Here is a 23,890-nt window from a genome sequence, read left to right on the forward strand (position 1 = left end):
TCCTCCCTGAGATCGTCAGCCTGCCTTGCGCGACGTGTCGTAAGCGCCTAGGCCGGGCTTGTAGCTCTTCTCGTCGATAAACTGGCGGATTCCCTCCTTCCGCCCCTCGGCATCGTAGGAGTTGGCGGCCTCCTGCGCGCGGACGAGATAGTCCTCGGCGTCGTCATAGCTCATCGGCCCGACACGGCGAACAGCGTCCTTGGTGGCCTTCAGCGCAACGGGGTTTTTTTCCAGAAGCACCCTCGCGACCTGCGTCACGCGGTCCTTCAACTCTTTCAAGGGCAGGCTCTCGTTCACAAGGCCCCAGTCTGCGGCTGTCTTCCCGTCGATCGGCTCGCCGGTCATTGAGTGGTACATCGCCTTGCGGAAAGGCAGCAGCTCCACCGCAACCTTCGTGGCTCCGCCTCCGGGCAAAATGCCCCAGTTTATCTCGGAAAGGCCGAACTTCGCCTCGTCGGCGGCAAAGGCAAGATCGCAAGCGAAGAGCGGTCCGTAGCCACCGCCGAAGCACCAGCCGTTGACCATAGCGATGGTCGGTTTCTGGTACCAGCGCAGCCGCCGCCACCAGCTATAGCTTTCGCGCTGCGCCTTGCGTGTGCCGGCAAGACCATCAGCCTCGGTCTCGCGGAAGTATTCCTTCAGATCCATGCCCGCGGTCCAGGCGGAGCCTGCGCCGGTCAGCACCAGCACGCCCACGTCGTCGCGGAACTCCAACTGGTCCAGCGCCTCCATCATCGCCCGGTTAAGCGTTGGCGACATAGCGTTGCGCTTGTCGGGGCGGTTAAAGCGCAGCCAGGCGATTCCGTCCGCTATATCCCAAGTCACGGTATCAATGTCGTTTGCCATATGTTCGTCCTTTCAAATTGGAAAATGTCCAGGCTGTGTCTCGACCGTGATCCAGCGCAGCTCCGTGAATTCGGCTATGCCGGCACGACCACCGAAGCGACCGTAGCCAGAGGCACCGGTACCACCGAAGGGCATTTGGGCCTCGTCATGCACAGTGGGTCCGTTGACGTGGCAGATGCCGGACCGTATCTGCCGCGCCACGGCGATCCCGCGCGAGATGTCGCGGGTAAATACCGCCGCCGACAGCCCGTATTCACTGTCGTTGGCAAGCCTTACTGCGTCCTCTTCATTTTCTGCGCGCAGAATGGCGACGACGGGACCAAAACTCTCCTCCGTGTAGATCCGCATGTTCGAGGTGACGCGGTCTACGACCTGCGCGGGCATTAGAACGCCCTCAGCCGAGCCGGCACTGGTCACAGTGGCTCCTTTTGACTGCGCGTCCTCAATTAGCGACTGGACCTTCGTTACCGTGTGGGCGTCCACGACTGCTCCCAAAGGGGCGTTGCCCTGTGCCGGATCGCCCGCCTTCAGCTGCGCCGCGCGGTCGGTGAACTTCTCAACAAATGAATCGGCCACGTCGCTCACGACAATAATGCGTTCGGTGGACATGCAGATCTGGCCTTGGTTGAAGAAGGCTCCGAAGATTGCCGCCTTGACCGCCTCGTCAATGTCGGCGTCCTTCAGCACCAGAAGCGGAGCCTTGCCCCCCAGTTCCAGCAAACAGGGCTTCAACTGCCGCCCGGCACGTTCCGCGATGATCCGGCCCACCTTGGTTGACCCGGTGAAATTGATGCGTCGGATCGCCGGGTGGTCGATCAGCGCTCCGACGATCTCGGCTGCGTCCTCGGGTGCGTTGGTCACGAGGCTGACAAGACCCGGGGGAAGGCCGCCTTCCTCCAGCGCCTCAACGATCAGCGCGTGGGTGCGAGGGCAGATCTCGGAAGCCTTGAACACGACGGCATTGCCGCAGGCGAGGGGCGTGGCCAGCGCGCGCACCCCGAGGATCACTGGCGCGTTCCAGGGCGCGATGCCGAGACATACGCCCGCGGGTTCGCGGATGCCCATCGAAAGGCAGCCCGGTTTGTCCGAAGGGATCACCTCGCCCGAGACCTGCGTGGTCAACGCCGCAGCCTCGCGCAGGATCGAGGCGGCGAGCATCACGTTGAACCGCGCCCAGCCTTCGGTTGCGCCTATCTCGGAAGCCATTGCGATGACGAAGGCCTCACCCTTCGCTGTGATCACGTCGGCGGCCTTAAGCAGTACCGCGCGACGGGCATTAGGACCAAGGGCAGCCCATGCAGGGAATGCATCGGCCGCCACTTCCGCGGCTGCACGGGCGTCTTCGACGCTGGCGGCGGCGGCCTCGCTGGCAAGTGCTCCCGTCACCGGGTTATATCGGCGGAATGTGCGGCTCGCGGCCCGCTCTGCCCCCGCGATGCGAAGATTGACAATGCTCACGACAGTCCTCCAAGAATGCTGCCCGAACCGTCGAGCATATCGTCCGAGGGTAAATTAACGCGAAGATCGCTATCTTGTATAGCGGTTTTTTTGGAAAGGCACATGACGGCACATGATTGACAACGAAAAGAGCGCCTTGCTGAGCCTTGTAGGCTATCATCTTCGCCGTGCATCGGTCTTCGACCTGAACGGAGCAGTGGAAACGCTTGCGCAGGTGGATGCCCGCCCAATCGGCCTGAGCGTGCTATTGTGCATGGTCGAAACGCCTGGGCTGACCTCGGCCGAGATTTGCCGCATCCTCGGGATGCAGCGCGCCAACATTGTGCAGTTCCTGGCCGATCTGGAGGCAAAGGGCCTGTTCACCCGAGAGGCTGAGGCGACCGATCAGCGCGTTCAACGGCTATTCCCGACACAGGCCGGCAAAGACGCCGCCGCCGATTGGCTGCGCCGCCTGAACGAACACGAGGACCGGATGCTGGAAAGGCTTAACGCGGACGAACGCGCCGAGCTTCGCCGCCTGCTAGGGAAAATCTGGATGAACGCGCCCCGGCGCTAGTTGCTCAGTTTCGACGTCTGGTAGATCGGATTGGCGATGAATCTGTCAGTTCTGAACCAACTGCACCCCCGCGTCGAAGCCGGCCGCCACGATGTCAAATGTATCGTCGGTCACCGTCACACCGCTGCGTTCAAGTCGTTCTGCAACATCTGCGCTATGCACTCGCTGCCGCCGAGAAACGCCCGTTTCCGTCAAGCTTCCATTGCGCTGGACTTGCAGGAGCCGACAATCAGTCGAAGCATCCGCGTTTTCCAAGACGAGATCGGCTTCACCCTGTTCGAACGCAGCCATGCTGGCGTGCGCTTGACGAAAGCAGATAAGCATTATCTGCGCAACGTCCGCGCAGTTCTCAGATATCTCGATCGCGCTACGGGGAGGCGCTGTCGATAGCGTCGGGACGGAACAAAAGAGTCAGCGACATTCCAATACCCAAAGATAAGGAGCAACATGAAACTGAGCGGCAATACTATCCTCATCACAGGCAGCACAAGCGGCATCACCTTCAGTTCACTCTCGATCGTGCAGGATCATGTAAAGCCACGGTGCGGCACATACGATGTCGAATGAGCGATGGGACGGCACGAGTACTTTTAGTCCAAGAAAGTTGGGGCAAAGGACTGGGGTATGAAGATTAGGGTTGCACTCGCCGTCGGGCGCTTCAGGCTAAAATCTCCCACATCCACCTGCGCCGCAGCGTTGTAGACTTCGATGATGCGCCGTCCGCTAGCGTGCGTCACTTGACGGGCTGTGCCGCGGACATTCCTGACGGCTACATGGAACGCTTTCCGTTGTCGGCAGCGCGGGATGTGTAGAGTTCGGCGAACTTGTGCGGACCGCGCGCGCAGTGACGCTCGAGCGCCTGATGGCACGCTTTGGCCGAGGAGAGGAGGGTGGCGAGATTCCGGTGTCGACGGGCACCCATGCGCTGGCCCGGTTCGTACCGACCGTCCAATTCAGCATGTCCATCCTGGCGCGGGTGGTGTCGGACGCGCCCGAGGGTGGAAGCGGTTGCTAGGGTCGCGCTGACGGGCTAGGACGCCCGTACCATGCGGCTTCCCGCCACTGCTACACCATAGTTCAGTCGATCGAAAAAGATTCTGCTCGTGCTTTGCATTAGGAGCGAGCCCACTTGCAGCCATCAGCCGTCGGTCGAGACGGTGACAGACTTCCATTCCGCGATCTCCTGCTGCAGACGCTCCACTCTTTCCGATACAAACTTGAGCGCATCGCTCCCAAGCAGAAGCTGCGGTGGAGGATTGTCAGACTCGATCAGCCGTAGAACGGCCGTTGCCAGTTTGTCGGGGTCACCAAGCTGCTTGCCGCTTTTTTCCTGGCGCGCCTTTCGGATCGGATCGAAGAGTGCGTCATAATCGGCGATGGACCGGTCGGTCCGGGCCATCGACCGTCCAGCCCAGTCCGTCCGGAACGAGCCGGGGCAGAGTGCGGTGACACGCACACCAAACGGAGCCATTTCGGAACGCATGACTTCCGAGATGCCCTGCAGGGCGAACTTACTGCCGCAGTAAAAGGCAATCCCCGGCATGGTGATCATTCCGCCCATGGACGTGACGTTGACGATGAAGCCGCTACGCCTCTCACGGAACAGCGGCATGAAGGCCTTGGCAATCGCAACCGCACCGAAGACGTTGACGTCGAACTGACGCCGCATCTCTTCACGCGGAGACTCTTCCAGAATCCCCTCGTGGCCGTAACCGGCGTTGTTGATCAGGACGTCAACCGGGCCGTGCTCTTCCTCGACTCGTCGGACGATGTTGGGGATCCGGTCGAATTCGGTCACGTCACACAGGACTGAATGCACCCTCGGCAGGCGTTCCGCAAGGAAGGATCGCGAGGCTCCCGAGCGGACGGTACCGATAACCCTATGGCCCTCACAGTCGGCGGCAGCTGCTATGGCGAGACCGAAGCCGGAATTGGCACCGGTTATGAAGAAGGTCTTCTGTGACATGATGTGTTCTCTGCTTGATAACTCGAATGATTAGACAAATAGTCTCCCTATCGAGGGCTCACGATGCTGAGAACTATGAACTCCTTGCCAAATCCTATTAAGCTGAAGGACGAGAGATTAAAGCGCCAGGAGTTGGTGGAACGGGCCGGGCTTCTTGCGCCTCTTCATGGATACAATGCGACGCAGCTCGACAGCGTTCGCATCCTCAGGACAGAGGCAGTCCTTCACGACGTCCCTGTGCTCTATAGGCCGGGTGCGGTATTCGTGTTGCAGGGGCGCAAGCAAGGCCTGTGTGAGGGGAAGGTCTATCTCTACGACGAGGAGCATTATCTGGCTGTGTCGGTGCCTGTTCCGTTTCGGATGGAATCGGTGGCTAGCCCATCACGCCCTCTGCTGGCGGTCTATGTTGAGTTCGACATGCCGATGGCTGCCGAAATCGCTTCAGAAGTGGAGATGAGACGTTCCGGTCCGGCAGTCGGAGAAGCCAAAAGCCTTGTTTCGAGCAGAATGGAACCGGAGATCGAAGATTGCCTGCTGCGCCTACTGCGGGCGCTCGGCGATCCGCTTGAGACGGCGGTTCTAGGATCGGCCTTGTTGCGCGAGCTGCAATACCGGGTGCTGATCGGACCGCAGGGCGATGCAATAATCTCCGCCTTGCAGCAGAGAGGCACAGCCGGGAGGATTATGCAAAGCCTAGCCCGGCTCCGCGAAACCTATTGCACGCAGATTTCGGTCGCCGCGCTGGCGAGCGAATCGGGCATGAGCGTCCCTTCCTACCACGCCCATTTCAAGTCTCTGACCGGCAGTACGCCGATGCAATACGTGAAGGCGATGCGACTTCACGAGGCGAGGCTCATGATGGCGCGCCGGGACCGAACCATCGCGGAGGTCGCGCTGTCGGTCGGCTATGTCAGCCCCTCCCAATTTAGCCGCGACTTCAAACGCCACTTCCGCCGCACGGCCTCCGAAGAGGTGAAATGGGTCCGCCAACATCTCGGCGAACTCTACACGGACGCCGCCGGATAATGGTGCTTAGCCGTCTCAACATCGATCCTTCGAGAAGGTGGGCATGAGTGCCGATGAATAAGAAGAGCCGGAACCACGCGCAGCCGCGTCGCTCGATCTGCGTCACCGGAGCCGTGGGGAGAATCAAGATCCCATGACCAACGGATCGGCCGACGAAGGGACAAACGTCGTGCCTTGGCGTGGAAGACGCGTTGGCAGAGCCCTTTGAAAAGGACAGGTCATCAAGGCCCTTCCGCAGCAGTTCCTGGTGAGATTCCGAGCCATCAACTGGCAGGAGGGTTAGCCTTCTAATTTTCCATCTGCCCCCATGTCGCTCCAGTTCCCAGCGGTTCACCACAGCGCGATGAATCCGGTAGCCCGTCGACATGCCAGGGTTGGCGAGAACTCTTTGTTCGCCCTGGCAGTCCAGGTGAAACGATCTGAAGATAAGATGTCACCACCGCGACATCGCCCGCAGGTCGATCAGCGGCTGGCCGTAAAAATGTGCAAGGCCGCCGGCAATCGCCTCATCATGCTCGGGACGCTCGATGAAGGCACCTCGGCGCCCGTCGCGCCGTCCAATGAGGGACCACGGTCGAGGCCCAATCCTCCCTTCTCAATGTTCCGATGGGCGCGATTGCGCGACAAAACTGCGCGTTGCTCAACCACCACCCTCGTTACGTCGACGTGCAACAACCGAGCTCGTGGGGTTCAGATCTGGATGAAGGCGGGAGAACTCCCTTGCTGACATCAGCACCGGCATGAGGCCGCGACCAGAATCCGTAAGAGCGTACTCGACATGTGGCGGCTGCTCACCAAAGTCTCGCCTCACGACAAGCCCGTCGTTCTCAAGCTCTCTGAGATGCTGCGTCAGCATTTTCTGCGAGATGTTGGGAATGCCCCGCAACAACTGCGAAGTCCGCATCGAAGATTTTGCGAAAAGGCGGAACAAGATCGGCAGCTTCCATCGTCCGCTGATCATACGAAGCACCCTGTTCACATGCGCGACCGAACCTTCCGGGCCAAGGCAAACATCTCTTTCCTCACGTTCTACAGGCACTTTTAAGTGCGTAATTGCGTCACTCATCGTCCTGTCCTCATAACATCCTGACACTAGCACGGGAGCGACGTAATGGATCTGAAACTCGATGAAAGGGTTGCGCTGGTCACTGGCAGCAGCAAAGGGATTGGCGAAGGGGTGGCTCGCGTGCTTGCCCGCGAGGGTGCGATCGTCATTGTTCATGGCCGCAACAAGATCAAGACTGAAGAAGTCGCTCACGACATAGTCGCTCAAGGTGGACGCGCCCATGTCGTCATCGGCGACCTGACGGACGACGATCAGGTACAACGCCTTGTCGATGATGCGCAGGCTTTTGTTAAGCCCGTTGAGATCGTGATTAATAACGCAGGTGGGTCCGGCGCGACTGAGGACTGGACAACAACGCGGCCCGAGACTTGGGCGGCGGGATATGATCGCAACGTCCTTGCGGCGGTTCGAATTACATCGCGTCTGCTGCCGGCCATGCGGGAGGCGAAGTGGGGAAGGATCGTCAACATTTCCAGCCTCGCGGCAATGATGCCTCCTTTCAAGAGACCTGACTACGCGGCAGCAAAAGCGGCCATGATCGCGATGAGGCATCTCTGGCGAAGGCTGTCGCTATGGATGGTATTACAGTGAATACCGTTTCGCCCGGGACGATCCATAGCGCCAGCCTCGACGTAGCTTTCCGGAAGGTGGCTAGCAACCAGGGAGTTGCGGCCGACGCTCCATGGAGGGAAATCGAAGAATCGGTACTGCCCCTGTTCGCCCAGGTTCCTGTTGGACGAGTGGGAACGCTTGAAGAGTTGCCGACGCGATCTGTTTTCTTGTCAGCCCGCGAGCAAGCTACATCACCGGAGCAAACCTCAGGCTCGATGGCGGAATGTGGCCCGGGCTTTAGCTCTTGCCTGGCGCTTCGGCCCGACATCCATCGAAGGTCTTTCCCGTTTCTGAGCTGCAACGGCAGGTTGATCATCGGCCGGTTGGTTCAGATGCGGCCGGGCGGCCGGAACGCGGCTGCGCACCATGCTTGGAGTTTGGATGCCGGTGAAACATCGACAGGTGCTCACCCTGCGACCTAACGACCGGAATGTGAGACCTTTCGCATCTTTCACTTGACCGTCTTCCTACTGGAAGGTAGATAAACTCCATGAGCAATCTTTTGACAACCTCTGACGAAATCCTGGCCTCCGCCCGATCCCTGATCATGAGCGGAGGATATAACGGCTTCAGTTACGCCGATATCGCTGAAGTGGTCGGGATCCGCAAGGCCAGCATCCACCACCATTTCCCGAGCAAGGTCGAGTTGGTCCGCGTGCTTGTAGCGAGATATCGTGACGATGCCGAGCTGGCCGTGGCGGGTCTGGAACGGAACGTCCAGAACCCCTTCGAGCTCCTCCAAACCTACGCGGGCCACTGGGCCAAATGCATCGAGGACGCGAGCAGGCCTTTTTGCGTGTGCGCTCTGCTTGCGAGCGAACTGCCAGCGCTGCCGCCCGAAGTTGCGGCGGAGGTGAAGGCGTTTTTCCACTTTGCCTCAAAATGGTTGACCTCCGTCATGGAACGCGGCGCCAAGGAGGGATCTTTGAACCTCTCCAGCGTACCCAGCGTTGAGGCCGAGGCGTTCATGGCGTCCGTGCATGGAGCCATGCTCTCAGCGCGAGCTTACGGAACCCCTGAAGTGTTCGCCACCATTCTGGCGCCCACCTTGCAGCGACTGTCCCCGACCGTCGCTCAATAAAGCTGCGGGCGGGATTGCCGCCCGAAGCAACAACTGCGGCAAATAATCCTATCAACTAGTAGGAAGATACACTGATGATCAAGAAGATTCTCCCCGCCCTTGTGTTGGGGCTGTCCAGTATCTCGGCGGCCGTCATCGCGGCGCCTGTCCATGCCGAAGATATGAAGGCCGAACGGGTCAATGTCCGGGGCACCATCGTCAACTATAGTGGGTCCACTCTCAAGGTGAAGACGCGCGAAGGACAGACCCTCGATGTGGCCCTCGCTGACGACTGGAAGGTTTCCAGCGTCGCAAATGCAAAGGTCACGGACATCAAGCCCGGCGACTTCGTCGGCATTGCTTCTCTGCCGAAAGAAGGTGGTGGTGACGGCGCGCTTGAAGTGCTCATCTTCCCGCCGGCTCTCAAGGGTGCCGGTGAGGGCAGCTACGGTTGGGACCTCAAGCCCAACAGCAGCATGACCAACGCGACCGTGGCGGATGCAGTTAAAGGTGTCGACGGCCGGACCGTCACCATGTCCTACCATAGCAAGGAAAGGAAGATTTCTATTCCGGACGGCACGCCCGTCGTGACATTTGCTCCGGCGACCAAGGAGGATCTCATTCCCGGCGCCGTCGTCTTCATCCCGGCCGAAAAGGCTGCGACCGGCACGATCGCCCAGCAGGTGCTTGTCGGAAAAAATGGCGTGGTCCCGCCCATGTGACCACGCGTCGCCGGTCGGCTCGTCCGCCCCACCGGTTCGACCGGCGACTACCAACGAATGCTGCCTGACTTGCAGCCGATCGATGTTATGGACGGAGCCGCGTCATGAACGAGAATGCCAGCAATGACAATGTGCGATATCCTCAAACGATCTTCATCCGCCGCCACTCCCTCGTCACGCGGCTCACGCACGGGCTGAACGCGCTTTGCCTGAGCTTCCTCCTGCTGAGCGGGCTGCAGATCTTTAACGCCCATCCCGAGCTTTATTGGGGCCATTACGGCGCAGACGGTGATCGTGCTGTCTTGACGATTGGCTCTGAGGAACGGGGAGGCGAAACGCGCGGTTTTGTGCGTGTCGCGGGCGTCGGATTTGCGACAACGGGCGTCCTCGGAGTCTCGGATGTCGACGGCGGGCGGACGAAACAGGCTTTTCCGGGTTGGGCTACGATACCGTCGATTCAGGATCTCGCCGCTGGACGCCGCTGGCATTTCTTCTTTGCTTGGCTCCTTCTTTTCAATGGCGTCCTTTACCTCGGCTTCAGCCTCCTAAGCGGCCATTTCAGGCGGGATCTCGCACCGACAACCCGCGAGCTGTCGCCGCATCACCTGTGGCACGAAGTCCTTGACCACGCTCGTCTTCGCTTCCCGGAAGGCGAGGAGGCCAAGCACTACAACGCGCTTCAGAAACTGACCTACCTTGCCGTGATTGTTGTTCTGCTGCCGCTGATGGTTTTGACCGGCCTGACCATGTCGCCCGGTATGGACGCTGCCGTTCCCGCGCTGGTTGATGTCTTTGGCGGGCGCCAATCCGCGCGAACCATCCACTTCATCACCGCATCGCTTCTGGTGCTCTTCGTCATCGTTCATATCGCGATGGTCGTGCTGTCGGGGACCTGGAACAATATCCATTCGATGATCACAGGCCGCTACGCGATCCAGGAGAAAGGCATGAAATCATGAGCCATCTTCTCACGCGCCGCCGGTTCCTGATCGGCAGTACACTGGGCGCCAGCGCCATCACCCTGTCCGGCTGCGACCTGTTGGATCAAAACACCGACGTCGCCAATATCCTTCGTCCAGCCGAACAGTTGACAATGAAGGTGCAACGGCTGCTTCAGGGGCGTGATGCCCTGGCCCGTGAATTTACCGAGGCCGACATTTCGCCATCCTTCCGCGTAAACGGCACCAGCGCTCCCGACAGCGACGAATATGCTCAACTGGCGGAGGGCAAGTTCAAGGACTGGAAACTGAAGATCGACGGCCTCGTGGAGCGGCCTCAGGAGATTTCGCTCGCCGACCTCAAGAAGCTCCCGGCCCGTACCCAGATCACCCGCCACGACTGCGTTGAAGGATGGAGCGCCATCGGCAAATGGACCGGCGTTCCAGTCGCGCTCCTGCTCGCTTTGGCGGGTCTAAAGCCCGCAGCGCGCTACGTGGTCTTCCACTGCGCCGATGAGCTCGAAAAGACGCTCGACGGAAGCGGCCGCTACTACGAAAGCATCGATCTTGTCGACGCTTTCCACCCACAGACGATCCTCGCCCATGCGATGAACGGTAACGAGCTCAGCATCGGCCATGGCGCGCCGTTGCGGCTCAGGGTCGAGCGGCAGCTGGGCTACAAGCAGGCAAAGTACATCATGCGTATCGAGCTCGTCGACAGCTTTACGGGTCTCTGGGGCGGAAACGGCGGTTTCTGGGAAGACCGCGGATACGAGTGGTATGCGGGGATCTGACCCGCGTATGCCAGCTCCGGAGGCTGGCCGTCACGGCTCCTGGTCTAAGTCAACCAACTGCAGGATGATCCCGCTGCGCCTTTGTTTTCAGTAAGCAAAAAGCAGACGCCAGGCGATCAGGAACAGAAGACGCGGAGGGCCCCATGAGCAGACGAAGGGCAGCCTCCGCAGACTCATTGAACCGCATGCCCGCATCGAGGCCGACCGCAACCGCTTGCGCAATCGTAGTGACGCCTTCGAGGATGGAGTTGGTTAAAGCAAAATCAATTGCTTATAACTGAATGCGGAACTGCTCACGTGTCTCGTGCGCCATCGCTGCGTGGCGGTACTGGGTCACCGACGACCAGGACGACAGGACCTGCTTGCCTCGGAGTTCGCTCTTCAGGGTGCGGTGAGCGACCGTCGATACCAGTTCGCTGTCGGCGAAGGGCAGTTCGGCGTCGTTGGAGTGCGAAACAGGACCCTTCGTCATCAAGCGCTCATCGGTTCAGGGACGGAAGGCCTGGTCGGTCGAGGCCGCCGGGCGAAAGCGTGAAGATCTCGCAGCCGCCGGCGGTGACGCCGACCGTGTGTTCGTATTGCGCCGAAAGCGAGCGGTCGCGCGTGACGGCAGTCCAGCCGTCCGCCAGCACTTTCACATGCGGCCGGCCGAGATTGATCATCGGCTCGATGGTGAAGATCATGCCCTCGCGCAGCTCCGGCCCTTCGCTTGCGCGGCCATAATGCAGAATATTCGGGGAGTCGTGGAAGAGCGCGCCTACGCCATGACCACAGAAGTCACGCACGACGGAACAACGCTCGGCTTCGGCATATGTCTGGATGGCTTCTCCGATCGCGCCGGTACGAGCACCGGGACGAACGGCTGTTATACCGCGCAGAAGGGATTCATAGGTCACTTCAAGCAGCCGCTCAGCGGCGCGCTTGATGGTGCCGACCGGGTACATCCGGCTTGAATCGCCGTGCCAGCCATCCACCACGTAGGTGACGTCAATGTTGACAATATCGCCCTCGCGCAGCGGCTTTGCATCCGGAATACCATGGCAGACGACATGGTTGATCGAAGTACAGGTCGATTTCGTGTAGCCGCGATAGTTTAGGGTCGCCGGAATCGCCCCGTTGTCCATGCCGAACTCAAACACGAAGCGATCAATTGCATCGGTCGGCAGGCCGGGCCTGACGACAGCAGCCAACTCATCGAGGCAACGCGCGGTCAGCTGGCAAGCCTTGCGCATCCCCTCGAAAGCTTCAGGACCGTAGAGCCTGATTGCGCCCGTATTCTTCGATGGCGCGGAAGAGGCTTCGATATAATTCACCATTGCATGGCCTTAGCGATTGTCATTCTGGTACATCATGCAGCTATGCCGGGTTCGTGCATCGCGATCAATGGGGTGGATGTCATTTCTACCGTACTAGGGTGTGTTCGATGGCGGCGGGTGGATTTGATGAACCCACATTAAAGCGACGCAAATACTGGTCTAAAGCGCCTCAGATTCACCTAAAGCGAGCCCGATTCAGCCAAAGCGAAGCAGTCGAGGATCAACAATCTCAAGCATTTAGCATACTCGCTTTCGGGTATCGAAAGCAGGACCCGATCTGGCCAAGATGCGTTATTGTGGTGATGCCTGTGGGGCAATCTCTGCCATGCCACCGAGGGAACGCAAAGAGACCGTTACTTCACTTGAGGCGCTTCGACCGAAGAATGTCGGGATAAGTCATTTGCGACGGTAGATCCGATGCGGACGGTTTCTAGCGCCGATCGATCCCGAACAGAGCTATTCGAGCGACAATGTCGAGTTCCATTCGTACTGCCCAATCGACGATCCGCGGCAAAGCCGAAAACGAAAAATCGACCACTAAGAAAGGCCGCTGCGGCCAAACTTCGTTGCCCTTCGGCCCAAGAGAAAAGAGCTCTTGAAATCCGGGAGAGGGACGAGCGCCGACAGAGACTGGTGCGGCGCTCGTGAGCCTGCAAACCGGTGACAACTTCCCTTTACTTGCCAGTTGAGACAGCGAGCTGCCGTTCGATCGCTTGCTTGTCCAGAGCCGACCATACGCGGCGAATCTTCGTCCCCTCGAACTCATAAGATCACATTCTCCGCGAAGGATACCGTTCGACCATTCAGGGGCAGGCCAAGGAATTCGCCTTTCGGCGAGCAGTTGAATGTCAGGCGCGCCGCGATCATTGGCGGCTCGCTGACGATCGTGTCGGCATTGAAATGAAGGTCAGGAATGTCTTGGTAATCTTTGATCAGCATTGCCCGATAGCCTTCCAAACCAAACGGACGACCGTTATGTTCGGCATCTTCGCAGACGAACTTCCCCAACTCGTTCCATGCCTGCCGATTGAGGCAGCAAAGATACGACTGATAGATGTCACGCAAGGTCGTCGTCATCGTAGGTCCGGCGCTCCATCGGTCAAGCCGGTGGCCCATGCTCGCCGAGTGCCACTTGGCATCGTGCAACCTTTTGCCTGGCCGAAGAACTTTACCCTAGCAGTAGTAGCCATGTCATTCCTCTGAGGCGCTCTGTCGCTCACGTGCCGCCCAATCCGGTGTCCGCAACTGAAATCATCCTCTCGCTTTGCGTTCGGTGCGCTGTCGAACGGGCTACGCATTCTGCCGGCGATGTTGATGACCATGTAGTTTCGGCGCCCAATGGTTCAAACGCTCGCCCGTTTTCGCTCTGAATTCGAACCCGGCAAATTTTCTCACCGTGCGCATTTCTGCGAAACCCCCGAAGGAGCCTGCGTCGTTCTCCATCATCCAGCGCCGGTCCCGTCTCGCCGCAACGCCTTGCGGTGTATCCGAAGATGGAACGAGGAGATGCTAGCATGGCGGCGCGATGCGGGGAAAATCGAGCGCGCGTCGTTTTGCCTACGATCTGATTAGGAGCGCGACGAGAACAGCGAGGCAAAGGTGGACGTCGGCTTGTTCGGCATGCTCGTGACCACCACCAGCTGACGGATCTGGCCGCGTTTGAAGGCAGCGAGAAAACGCCTGTAGTCCTTGAAGGATACGCAGCCATTGGAGTCGCCGCGGGCGCCGAGCATGTAGGTATGCGCAAGCAGGCCAACGCGGTTGTAGATATAGCCCGCCCCACCGACGGGGCTAAGGCGGATGGCCGCAACGCCATGGAACAGGCTTTCGCGCATCGTCAGATTGTAGGTATGAGGCGGGGTTGGTCCGCGGTTCTTGGCATGCACATAGCGCGGGTTGTCACGCATCTTGCCGAGGCCGGAATGGGCCTCCAGGCGTTCGCCGTTCGGAAGGTAGACCATGTTGGCGGAAATGTCGTAGACCGCGACGCCATTGCGGGCGATGGGGCCCGAAAGTCCCTTCTTCAAGGTCGGCATGGCGTCGTCGTCATCATCCGAAGCGCCGGCATCGGGCCGTGCATAGGCCAGCACGGGTTCTGCCGGGGCGTTGCGATCGTCGGGCGCGGCCCGCTTGTTCAGGCCATCGGGCCGGGCCATCGGCAAGGGGATCGACGTGTCGCTGCCGCTCAGCACGAGATCGAACGGCTGGGCCGTCGTGGACGCAGGCTGCTCGGTCGGGGCAGTCGGCGCAAGGCTTGCAATTTCGACCGGACCCGGCTTGGCGGCGGCAGCCGGTGCCTCTGCCTTGGCGTCGGCCAGGGGCACTGCGAGCGCCAGTAGAGCCGGTCCTTCGGCGGCTGCAACCTCTTCCTTCGACGGGATGATGATGCGATCAGCCGAGGCGACAGCGACCGGCGTGGCGGTCACGGCATCGTCCTTGGTCGCGCGGGCCGGCTGGGCAGGTGCTGTTGATGCGACAATCATTGCCGGCGGCTTATTCGGAGAGGCTTCGGAAAGAGTGAGAGGTTCGGACTGCCCGACGAATGCTGCTGCCAGCGCAGCGGACGGAGCGGCCACGTGAGCACCCCTTACCAGTGCTAGCTCTCTTTCCGTGCTCATGCGCAACCGCGAGAATTTCGTGACGTGAACGAGGCGCTGCGTGGGATCGGTCTTGGCGATGGCAGTGGATGCAAGCGCGACATCGGCAAGCGGACCGGCGCTCGGATGCGGAGCCGGCGCGGCCATGTGCATGGTAGCGACTGTGGCGACCACCCAAACTGAAGCGGCAAAGCCCGCACCGATAAGAGCTGCACCTGAGAGAAAGCGGAAAGAGCGACGGAAGCGAGAAATGGACGTACCTATGGGCCTGCTATTGCTAAACACATCGACCGCAAACGCCATAACACTTGTCTTTCACAACTCGTTACTAGGCCGGCGGTACTGACAGATTGATATTTTCTTCGCCGGGGCCGGTATAGGAGCATCAGGGCTAAATTGCGGCCCGCTAATATATCCGGTCGCCTGATAGAATGACGAATTATGGTAACCAATTCCTTTACGTGATCGCTCGCCTCGTACGAATTCGAATGCAGGGATTTCAGCGCATCGCCGCGGTCCGATATTGCCGGCCTCCTCCTTTGTCATGAGGTGTCGAAGAGTGCGGGTTCTGCTATGAATGCCTCCCGTCGCGGAACTCCGCGTTGGGAGGAAAAGCCAATGTCTTCGACACATCCAGTGGCGCATGAAGAAATCTCGCCGGCCTTGCTGGTCGATGCGATGTTCGCATTTCGGAAAACGGCCGCGATCAAGGCGGCAATCGAATTCGATCTTTTCACGAAACTTGGCGGGGAAGGCCGCACGGCGACAATCCTCGCGTCGGAATTGGGCTGCGCCGAGCGCGGAGTGCGTATTCTCTGCGACTTTCTGGTGGTTTCGGGATTCTTGACGAAGAGCGGGAGACTTACGGGCTGACGCCGTCGAGCCAGATCTTTCTCGATCGGCGTTCGCCTGCCTATATGGGAGCAGCAATCGATTTCCTGGCTTCTCCGCAAATGGTGTCGTTGTTCCTAGACGACCCGGCCGCCTATGTTCGTAATGGCGGCTCCGTCGGCTTGGCGAACGTGGCGCCGGATAATCCCATATGGGTCAAGTTTGCCAGAGCCATGGGGGCATTCACCGGCGCAAGCGCGAAGGCCGTGGCATCGGACGTGGCGACATGGTCAAAACCGCCAAGCAAGGTGCTGGACATTGCCGCCGGTCCCGGCGCTTTCGGTATTGAAATCGCGAAAGTATCGCCATCGGCAAGCGTGGTCGCACTCGATTGGAAGCCGGTTCTTGCGGTGACTGAGGAGAATGCGACGAATGCGGGGGTGGTGGCGCGCTTCACCTTCCAGCCCGGCAGCGCTTTCGACGTCGATTGGGGCAGCGGCTATGACCTGATCTTGCTGCCGAACTTCCTCCATCATTTCGACGTCGATGGCTGCGTCACGCTCTTGAAGAAGGCGCGCGCGAGCCTGGTGCCTGGAGGCCGTGTCGCGATTGTCGAGTTCGTTCCGAACGAGGATCGTGTGTCGCCCGAATTTCCGGCTGCTTTTGCCATGGTCATGCTGGCGACGACGCCGAAGGGCGACGCCTACACCGAGCGGGAGCTTGCCGACATGGCCAAGTCAGCCGGTTTTCGTGACGTCGTCACGAAACCGCTGCCACCATCACCAGCGAGCCTGATCTTCCTGGAGTGACGAAGCCGAGCAGGAATATCGCGCTCAGACGCGCTCCATCACATAGCTTCCCGGCGCCTCTTCGATGGCGTTGAGCGCGGCGCCGCCCGGCTTGCGGGCGGGCACGCGCTTGCCGTCCTTCGCCTCGATCCAGGCTTGCCAGTGTGGCCACCATGAGCCGGCATTCTCGGCCGCTTCGGTAAGCCACGTGTCGTAGTCGCCCTTTGCAGCGCCTCCCGTCCAGTATTGGTACTTCTTCTTGTCCGGCGGATTGACGACCCCGGCGATATGACCGGAGCCCGCCAGCACGAAATCGACTTTGCCGCCGAAGAACTGGCTTCCGACAAACACCGACTTGGCCGGCGCGATGTGATCTTCGCGGGCGGCGAGATTGTAGATCGGAATCTTGACGTCCTTCAGCGACAGCGTTTGACCGTCGAGGATCATCTCGTTCGCGGTCAGTGCGTTCCTGAGGTAACAATTGCGCAGGTAGAAGGCGTGGTTTGCCGCCGCCATGCGAGTGGAATCGGCGTTCCAGAAGAGAAGGTCGAAGGGCATCGGTTCCTGGCCCTTCAGGTAGTTATTTACGAAATAGGGCCAGATCAGTTCCGAGGCCCGCAGCATGTTGAAGGCGGTCGCCATCTTCGAGCCGTCGAGATAGCCGATCTCGTCCATATGGGCCTCTAGTCGCCCCAACTGCTCCTCGTCGACGAAGACCTTGAGATCGCCGGCATAAGTGAAGTCCACCTGCGTCGTGAAGAGGGTGGCGGTCTTGATCCGCTTGTTCTTCTCCTTGGCGTGCAACGCCAGCGTTGCGGCAAGCAGTGTGCCGCCCACGCAGTAACCAATGGCGTTTGCTTCCTTCTCGCCCGTCGCCTTCTCGATCGTATCGAGGGCAAAGTCGATGCCTTCGCGCGCATAGGCCGCCCAATCCTTCTGAGCATGGCGCGCGTCCGGATTGACCCAGGAGATGACAAAAACGGTTTGCCCCTGATCGACACACCATTTGATGAATGATTTCTGTGGGTTAAGGTCTAGGATGTAGAACTTGTTGATCCACGGCGGGCAGATGAGGAGAGGGCGCTTCAGCACCGTCTCGGTCGTTGGCTCGTACTGGATGATCTGGCAGATTTCGTTCTGCGCGATCACCTTGCCCGCGGTGAGCGCCATGTCGCGTCCGACGGCGAATTTGGTCATGTCGGTCTGGCGAAGCTTAAGGTCGCCATGGCCCTTGACGATGTCCTCGGCGAGCATCTTCATGCCACGCACCAGGTTCTCGCCGCTCGTCGCGATCGTTTCCCGGTAAAGCTGCGGGTTTGTTGCAACGAAATTGGTCGGCGAGAGAGCGGCCGATATCTGCTTCACATAAAAACCGGCCTTGTGCTTCGTGTGCTCGTCGAGGCCCTCGGTTTCGGCCACGATCTTTTCGGCCCAATCAGCGGTGATCAGGTATACCTGCTTCAGGAATTCGAAGAACGGGTTCTTCTGCCAATCCTCGTCGGCAAAGCGCTTGTCCTTGCTGTCCGGTTCCGGCGCCGGCGTTTCGCCCTGCATCCGTTGCATCGAGCGCATCCAGATGCCGAAGTAGCTGCTCATCAGCTGCGTCTGCGCTTCGAAGGTGCGGCGCGGATCGGAAATCCAGTATTCGGTGACCTTGGAGAGCGTCTTGACCATGTCGGTCACCGGCTCCGCCGCATTTTGTGCAATCTCGCCACGTTCGCGTGGCGCGAGCCAGGCCGTAGCCGCCTTGCCGAGATTCTCGAGCGCGCGGGCGAAATTGATCGCCATGGCCTCGGGATCTTTCAACAGGTAGGGATCCAGGTCCTTTGCATCAAAGCCCTGGCTCTTTGCCTTGTCGCCGTTTTCCTGCTTGCTGTCGGTCACGCGTTTCCTCCGGCGGCAGCATGTTCCTGCAAATCGAGTTGTACATCTGGAAAGATCGATAAAACAAGTTCCGCTGATGCTCGCTCGTGCTATTGCTTTGTGGCGGCGACGAATTTAACAGTCGAAGCACCTCAGGATTTGGGACCTCTGGCACATGACGAAAAACGGCATTCGCACCATCGCAAACGTGACCTGCATCGCGCTCATCGGCGCTGCCGCGGCCATGACGCTTGCCGGATGCATGCAAACGCCTGAGGAAAAGGCCGCCTTCGCGGCCAGGCAAGCGGCGCCGACGCCCGTTGTCATGAACGCGACAAAGGGTGAGGCGCCCACCCAAAGCGGCCTTTCGCATTACAAGGACGGCTACCCGGGATTCGGTGCGCCGCTGACAGCCGCAAACGTTCAGATGAGTGACGACGAGGCCGGCGGGCTTCAGAAAAAGCTGACCGCACTCGGCGCCCAGCGCAAGGCCGGCACCATTTCGGAAGCCGAGTATCTGCGTCGTGTTGCGGAATATCGCAAGCTCGCGGCTGAGCACGGCGCCGAAACGCTCTCCGAAATCGCCAATTAGGCCTTGCCTTCGCTGCTATTTGGAAGCAAAGCCTTCCGACAGTAGCGGAAGATCAATTTTTCCTGATAATGCGCGGCCTGCACGGCTTTCCGTCAAACAAATGCCTTGTGACGCAAGTCTGATGAATACGGCGTTGGCGATTCTGAAGTTCGTATCGCGAACAGCCGGGAATTAGGACGAACTTCGAGCGCGGTCGTGGTGGCCGCATTTCCGTGGGGAAAGAAATGGAAGAGTTTCACAAAGTCCGGCGTTTGCCGCCTTACGTTTTCGAACAGGTCAACCGTTTGAAAGCGAGCGCGCGAGCGGGCGGGGCCGATATCATCGATCTCGGCATGGGAAACCCTGACCTTCCGACCCCGAAGGCGATCGTCGACAAGCTCTGCGAAGTTGTCCAGGATCCGCGCACGCATCGCTATTCGTCGTCCAAGGGCATTCCCGGCCTGCGCCGGGCCCAGGCTGCCTACTACGCCCGCCGCTTCGGCGTGAAGCTCAACCCGGACACGCAGGTCGTCGCGACGCTGGGCTCCAAGGAAGGCTTCGCCAATATGGCGCAGGCGATCACCGCACCGGGCGACGTCATCCTCTGCCCGAACCCGACCTATCCGATCCACGCCTTCGGTTTCCTGATGGCTGGCGGCGTCATCCGCTCGATGTCGGTCGAGCCGGACGAAAGCTTCTTCCCGCCGCTGGAACGTGCCGTCCGTCATTCTATTCCGAAACCGCTGGCGCTGATCCTCAACTATCCGTCCAACCCGACGGCGTTTGTGGCAACGCTGGACTTCTACAAGGACGTCATCGCTTTCGCCAAGAAGCACGACATCATCGTGCTTTCCGACCTTGCCTATTCGGAAATCTACTTCGATGGCGAGCCGCCTCCGTCGGTTCTGGAAGTTCCGGGCGCAATGGATGTGACGGTCGAGTTCACCTCGATGTCGAAGACCTTCTCGATGCCGGGCTGGCGCATGGGCTTTGCCGTCGGCAACGAGCGGCTGATCGCGGCCTTGACACGTGTCAAATCCTACCTCGATTATGGCGCGTTCACGCCGATCCAGGTGGCGGCAACGCACGCGCTGAATGGCGACGGTTCGGACATTGCGGAGGTCCGCAACGTTTACAAGCGCCGCCGCGACGTCATGGTGGATACCTTTGGCAAGGCTGGCTTCGAGGTGCCGCCACCGGCGGCGACGATGTTTGCCTGGGCCAAGATCCCGGAAAAGTTCCGGCATCTCGGTTCGCTGGAATTCTCCAAACTGCTGGTCGAGAAAGCCGACGTGGCGGTAGCGCCTGGCATCGGTTTCGGCGAAATGGGCGATGACTATGTCCGTCTCGCACTGGTGGAGAATGAGCATCGCATTCGCCAGGCTGCTCGCAACATCAAGAAGTTCATGTCGACGGCGGATGAGACGATGCACAACGTCATCTCGCTCAACGCACATCGCTGATATAATCCCCCTCAATGGCAGCCGCTCCGGCGGCTGCCTTTCATGACACATTTCAGGATCAATCCATGGCAGATGCCCTCAAAATCGGCATTGCGGGCTTGGGCACCGTTGGTGCTTCGCTTGTCCGTATCATTCAGCAGCGCAGCAATGAGCTTGCCGCAACATGCGGGCGCCCGATCCTGATTACGGGCGTTTCCGCCCGCGACAAGAGCAAGGACCGCGGCATCGACGTCGGCGGCATCGAGTGGTTCGACCGGCCGGAGGACCTGGCGGAGAAGGGCGACATCGATGTCTTCGTCGAACTCATGGGTGGCGTCGACGGTTCGGCAAACACCTCCGTGCGCGCGGCGCTCCAACGTGGTCTCCATGTGGTGACCGCGAACAAGGCGCTGCTTGCCTATCATGGCGTCGAACTGGCAACGCTCGCAGAAGAGAAGGGCGTGCTGCTGAACTTTGAAGCAGCCGTCGCCGGCGGCATTCCCGTCATCAAGGCACTACGCGAATCTCTGACGGGTAACACGATTTCCCGCATCTATGGGATCATGAACGGTACCTGCAATTACATCCTGACGAAGATGGAGAAGGAGGGCCTGTCCTTTGCCGATTGCCTGAAGGAGGCCCAGCGTCTCGGTTATGCCGAAGCCGATCCGGCCTTCGACATCGAGGGCAATGACACGGCCCACAAGCTCTCCATTCTCACCACGCTTGCGTTCGGAAACCAGATCGCAGCCGACGACATCTATCTCGAAGGCATCACCAACATCTCGATCGAGGACATTCACGCTGCTGCCGATCTCGGCTACCGCATCAAGCTGCTCGGCGTTGCACAGCGGACGGATACCGGCATTGAACAGCGCGTGCATCCGACGATGGTGCCCGTCGATTCTGTCATTGCACAGGTCGACGGCGTGACGAATGCCGTTGCGATTGAGTCCGACGTTCTCGGTGAACTGCTGATGGTCGGCCCGGGCGCTGGCGGCAATGCAACGGCTTCGTCGGTGCTCGGCGACATCGCCGACATCGCTAAAAGCCGCCCCGGCGCACAGCGTGTGCCGGTTCTCGGCCATCCCGCCAAATCGCTCGAGCCGTACCGCAAGGCGCAAATGCAGAGCCACGAAGGCGGATATTTCATTCGCCTGACCGTGCTCGATCGCACTGGCGTGTTTGCAAGCGTCGCCACCCACATGGCGGAAAACCATATCTCGCTGGAGTCGATTGTTCAGCGCTCGAAGCAGCATTTGGCGCCGTCGCATCACCAGACAATCATCATGGTCACCCATGCGACGACGGAGGATTCCGTTCGCAAGGCGGTCGCTGCGATCAAGGGCGAGGGGTATCATGTCGGCGAGCCCCAGGTGATCCGCATCGAGCGGCCCAAGGAAGACTGAAAACTCTTCCCTCCGACCACATCGACATTGCCTGAGGCGCGCCGCGGCAGACTTGCCCGTGCGTCCACAGCTAACGTCGCCCGCCTCGTCCAAAACCGTTGTGCGACCGCGCGAAGGCGCATAAAGCTGCCGATATCACTCCGGTCCCGGGGTGGTGACAAGCGATGAGGGCAGCAGACCACATGGAACTTCCGGCCGATCCGGTGCAACGCGCATTTCTGGGGGTGGAGAAGTCCGTCTTGGACAACCGCTGGATATCGCGCCTGGATCAAGCCGGTCAGAACCGGGCGCTCGCCATGTCCCAGATGCACGGAATGCCTGAGCTCATTGCGCGCGTTCTCGCTGGACGTGGTGTCACCGTCGATGAGGCGCTGGAGTTTCTTGATCCGACGCTTCGCGGCTTGATGCCCGACCCCTATACGCTGACGGATTGTGAGAAGGCGGCCAAGCGGCTCGCGCAAGCCATTCGCGGTCAGCAGCAGGTCGCGATTTTCGGTGACTACGATGTCGACGGCGCCTCCTCCTCGGCGCTGATGTTCCGTTTTCTCAAGCACTTTGGCGCCAAGGCCGAGATCTACATTCCCGACCGCATTTTCGAGGGCTACGGCCCCAACGCGGCCGCAATCGGCAGCCTGATCGGCAACGGTGCACGGCTGATCGTCACCGTCGATTGCGGGTCTACCAGCCATGATGCTCTGGCTGAGGCTTGCAGGCGCAACACCGACGTCGTGGTGATTGATCATCACCAGGTGACACATGATTTGCCGCCTTGCCATGCGCTGGTCAATCCGAACCGCGAGGACGATCTCTCCGGCCAGGGACATCTCTGCGCCGCGGGCGTCGTATTCCTCGTACTCGTCGCGACATTGCGCCTGCTGCGAGAGGCTGGGGATCCACGCGTGCGATCGATCGACCTGCTGCAATGGCTTGATATTGTCGCGCTTGCGACCGTTTGCGACGTTGTCCCTCTGAAGGGCCTGAACCGTGCCTATGTCGTCAAGGGGCTGATCGCCGCACGCCATCAGGGCAATGCCGGCCTGTCCGCTCTGTTTCGCAAGGCCGGCCTTGCCGGCCCGGTGACACCCTATCACTTTGGCTTCCTGGTTGGCCCGCGCATCAATGCGGGTGGACGCATCGGCGATGCGGCGCTCGGCAGCCGCCTGCTCACCCTGGACGATACGGGCGAGGCCGAGGCTATCGCCCAGAAACTGGATGAGCTCAACCGCGACAGGCAGGCGATGGAAGCGGCAATGCTGCAGGAAGCCGAGGCCGAGGCGCTGGCGGAATACGGGGATGGCGAGGGGGCCTCGGTCATCGTCACTGCGCACGAAAAGTGGCACCCAGGCATCGTCGGCCTGATTGCCGCCCGCCTCAAGGAAAAATTCAAGCGTCCAGCCTTCGCAATTGCTTTCGATCCATCCGGCAAGGGCACCGGCTCGGGCCGCTCGATCAACGGTTTTGACATGGGCAAGATGGTGCGCGCGGCAGTCGATGAGGGCTTGCTGGTCAAAGGCGGTGGCCACGCTATGGCCGCCGGTCTCACCGTCGAGCGCGACAAGCTCGGCCACCTGCGCAGTTTCTTCACCGAGCGTGCCGAAAAGACGGTAGCGGCGCTCGTGGCCAACGAAACCCTGAAAATCGACGGTGCGATTGCTGCCAGCGGTGCAACGATCGATCTGATCGATCGCCTGGAGACCGCCGGGCCTTACGGTTCTGGCCATTCTCAACCGCTCTTCGCGATTCCCGCTCATCGAGTCCGCGATTCCCGTCTGGTTGGCGACAAGCACGTGAAGGTGACGCTCGAAGCCATGGACGGCGCCCGCCTCGACGGGATTGCTTTTCGGGCCGCCGATACGCTGCTCGGCAGCCTGCTCCTGAATTCCAGGGGCGCCAGCCTGCACGTTGCAGGCTCGCTCGGCGCGGACCACTATCAGGGCTCCCGACGCATCCAGTTGCGCGTTCAGGACGCTGCGCCTGCCCGCTGAGCTCGGTGGATGTATAGGCGCAGCGTTTCGTTAGACGGCTGCCG

General features: G+C 60.1%; 20 protein-coding genes and 3 pseudogenes. 13 read left to right on the forward strand and 10 right to left on the reverse strand.

The window, feature by feature from the left end; all coding sequences use genetic code 11:
* Nucleotides 1-15: 15 nt before the first annotated feature.
* Both WGT02_RS10740 and WGT02_RS10745 read right to left on the reverse strand, forming a co-directional pair.
* Nucleotides 16-846, reverse strand: coding sequence for a p-hydroxycinnamoyl CoA hydratase/lyase (locus WGT02_RS10740; protein WP_024313988.1), 831 nt, complete (start codon nt 844-846; stop codon nt 16-18).
* A gap of 12 nt (nt 847-858) precedes the next feature.
* Nucleotides 859-2,304 (reverse strand): aldehyde dehydrogenase, encoded by a 1,446-nt coding sequence (locus WGT02_RS10745; protein WP_208248053.1) that lies wholly within the window; start codon nt 2,302-2,304, stop codon nt 859-861.
* A 112-nt stretch (nt 2,305-2,416) separates the two neighbouring features.
* On the opposite strand from WGT02_RS10745, the gene WGT02_RS10750 reads away from it, so the two are divergent.
* Nucleotides 2,417-2,860: a MarR family winged helix-turn-helix transcriptional regulator gene (locus WGT02_RS10750; RefSeq protein ID WP_024313990.1), complete on the forward strand. Its 444-nt coding sequence runs from the start codon at nt 2,417-2,419 to the stop codon at nt 2,858-2,860.
* Nucleotides 2,861-2,905: 45 nt separating this feature from the next.
* On the opposite strand, the gene WGT02_RS10755 is transcribed toward WGT02_RS10750, so the two are convergent.
* Nucleotides 2,906-3,151 carry a hypothetical protein gene (locus tag WGT02_RS10755; RefSeq protein WP_141652543.1) on the reverse strand — a complete coding sequence of 82 codons (246 nt, stop codon included), beginning with the start codon at nt 3,149-3,151 and terminating at the stop codon, nt 2,906-2,908.
* Between WGT02_RS10755 and WGT02_RS10760 the strand changes: the two genes are divergently transcribed.
* Nucleotides 3,074-3,250, forward strand: coding sequence for a LysR family transcriptional regulator (locus WGT02_RS10760; protein ID WP_375679389.1), 177 nt, complete (start codon nt 3,074-3,076; stop codon nt 3,248-3,250). The two genes, WGT02_RS10755 and WGT02_RS10760, sit on opposite strands and share 78 nt — an antisense overlap.
* A 748-nt stretch (nt 3,251-3,998) precedes the next feature.
* Here WGT02_RS10760 and WGT02_RS10765 read toward each other — a convergent pair.
* Entirely contained in the window at nt 3,999-4,826 is an 828-nt protein-coding gene (locus tag WGT02_RS10765) for an oxidoreductase (protein ID WP_208248050.1), read from the reverse strand.
* A 75-nt stretch (nt 4,827-4,901) separates the two neighbouring features.
* On the opposite strand from WGT02_RS10765, the gene WGT02_RS10770 reads away from it, so the two are divergent.
* Entirely contained in the window at nt 4,902-5,852 is a 951-nt protein-coding gene (locus WGT02_RS10770) for an AraC family transcriptional regulator (protein ID WP_208250448.1), read from the forward strand.
* Nucleotides 5,853-6,492: 640 nt separating this feature from the next.
* Here the strand turns inward: WGT02_RS10770 and WGT02_RS10775 are convergent.
* Nucleotides 6,493-6,918: a helix-turn-helix domain-containing protein gene (locus tag WGT02_RS10775; RefSeq protein WP_024313994.1), complete on the reverse strand. Its 426-nt coding sequence runs from the start codon at nt 6,916-6,918 to the stop codon at nt 6,493-6,495.
* A gap of 45 nt (nt 6,919-6,963) precedes the next feature.
* Between WGT02_RS10775 and WGT02_RS10780 the strand changes: the two are divergent.
* The 5 genes and pseudogenes from WGT02_RS10780 (at nt 6,964) to WGT02_RS10800 (ending at nt 11,044) form a co-directional block, all read left to right on the forward strand.
* A pseudogene (locus WGT02_RS10780) lies at nt 6,964-7,771 on the forward strand (SDR family NAD(P)-dependent oxidoreductase).
* 249 nt (nt 7,772-8,020) lie between these two features.
* Entirely contained in the window at nt 8,021-8,611 is a 591-nt protein-coding gene (locus tag WGT02_RS10785) for a TetR/AcrR family transcriptional regulator (protein WP_208248049.1), read from the forward strand.
* Between the two features lie 74 nt (nt 8,612-8,685).
* Nucleotides 8,686-9,312, forward strand: a complete 627-nt coding sequence (locus WGT02_RS10790; RefSeq protein WP_024313996.1) for a hypothetical protein — start codon at nt 8,686-8,688, stop codon at nt 9,310-9,312.
* Between the two features lie 104 nt (nt 9,313-9,416).
* The gene (locus tag WGT02_RS10795; protein ID WP_208248047.1) at nt 9,417-10,271 is read left to right on the forward strand and encodes a cytochrome b/b6 domain-containing protein; all 855 of its coding nucleotides are present in this window, start codon (nt 9,417-9,419) and stop codon (nt 10,269-10,271) included.
* The gene (locus WGT02_RS10800; protein WP_208248045.1) at nt 10,268-11,044 is read left to right on the forward strand and encodes a molybdopterin-dependent oxidoreductase; all 777 of its coding nucleotides are present in this window, start codon (nt 10,268-10,270) and stop codon (nt 11,042-11,044) included. The genes WGT02_RS10795 and WGT02_RS10800 overlap by 4 nt, the downstream gene beginning before the upstream one ends.
* A 271-nt stretch (nt 11,045-11,315) precedes the next feature.
* On the opposite strand, the gene WGT02_RS10805 is transcribed toward WGT02_RS10800, so the two are convergent.
* From WGT02_RS10805 to WGT02_RS10820, 4 genes and pseudogenes are all read right to left on the reverse strand, one after another.
* Nucleotides 11,316-11,516: a hypothetical protein gene (locus WGT02_RS10805; RefSeq protein ID WP_024313999.1), complete on the reverse strand. Its 201-nt coding sequence runs from the start codon at nt 11,514-11,516 to the stop codon at nt 11,316-11,318.
* Between the two features lie 7 nt (nt 11,517-11,523).
* The gene (map, locus tag WGT02_RS10810; protein ID WP_024314000.1) at nt 11,524-12,360 is read right to left on the reverse strand and encodes a type I methionyl aminopeptidase; all 837 of its coding nucleotides are present in this window, start codon (nt 12,358-12,360) and stop codon (nt 11,524-11,526) included.
* A gap of 674 nt (nt 12,361-13,034) precedes the next feature.
* Nucleotides 13,035-13,437 (reverse strand): annotated as a pseudogene (locus WGT02_RS10815) (ester cyclase).
* A gap of 491 nt (nt 13,438-13,928) precedes the next feature.
* Nucleotides 13,929-15,260 carry a DUF2778 domain-containing protein gene (locus WGT02_RS10820; protein WP_208248043.1) on the reverse strand — a complete coding sequence of 444 codons (1,332 nt, stop codon included), beginning with the start codon at nt 15,258-15,260 and terminating at the stop codon, nt 13,929-13,931.
* 315 nt (nt 15,261-15,575) lie between these two features.
* On the opposite strand from WGT02_RS10820, the pseudogene WGT02_RS10825 reads away from it, so the two are divergent.
* Nucleotides 15,576-16,597 (forward strand): annotated as a pseudogene (locus tag WGT02_RS10825) (methyltransferase).
* A gap of 24 nt (nt 16,598-16,621) precedes the next feature.
* Here WGT02_RS10825 and phaC read toward each other — a convergent pair.
* Nucleotides 16,622-18,460 (reverse strand): class I poly(R)-hydroxyalkanoic acid synthase, encoded by a 1,839-nt coding sequence (gene phaC / locus WGT02_RS10830; RefSeq protein ID WP_208248041.1) that lies wholly within the window; start codon nt 18,458-18,460, stop codon nt 16,622-16,624.
* Between the two features lie 154 nt (nt 18,461-18,614).
* Here phaC and WGT02_RS10835 point away from each other — a divergent pair, with 154 nt between their 5' ends.
* From WGT02_RS10835 to recJ, 4 genes are all read left to right on the forward strand, one after another.
* Nucleotides 18,615-19,031 (forward strand): hypothetical protein, encoded by a 417-nt coding sequence (locus WGT02_RS10835; RefSeq protein ID WP_208248039.1) that lies wholly within the window; start codon nt 18,615-18,617, stop codon nt 19,029-19,031.
* A 224-nt stretch (nt 19,032-19,255) separates the two neighbouring features.
* On the forward strand, nt 19,256-20,473 hold the full coding sequence (locus tag WGT02_RS10840; protein ID WP_024314005.1) for an LL-diaminopimelate aminotransferase: 1,218 nt from the start codon (nt 19,256-19,258) through the stop codon (nt 20,471-20,473).
* Between the two features lie 65 nt (nt 20,474-20,538).
* Complete coding sequence (locus WGT02_RS10845) at nt 20,539-21,861, forward strand: homoserine dehydrogenase (protein WP_024314006.1); 1,323 nt, start codon at nt 20,539-20,541, stop codon at nt 21,859-21,861.
* A 182-nt stretch (nt 21,862-22,043) separates the two neighbouring features.
* Nucleotides 22,044-23,846 (forward strand): single-stranded-DNA-specific exonuclease RecJ, encoded by a 1,803-nt coding sequence (gene recJ, locus WGT02_RS10850; RefSeq protein ID WP_024314007.1) that lies wholly within the window; start codon nt 22,044-22,046, stop codon nt 23,844-23,846.
* Nucleotides 23,847-23,890: the final 44 nt, after the last annotated feature.

Origin of the sequence: Rhizobium sp. T1470 (genome assembly GCF_042140505.1) — a bacterium.
GTDB classification, from domain to species: Bacteria; Pseudomonadota; Alphaproteobacteria; order Rhizobiales; family Rhizobiaceae; genus Rhizobium; species Rhizobium favelukesii.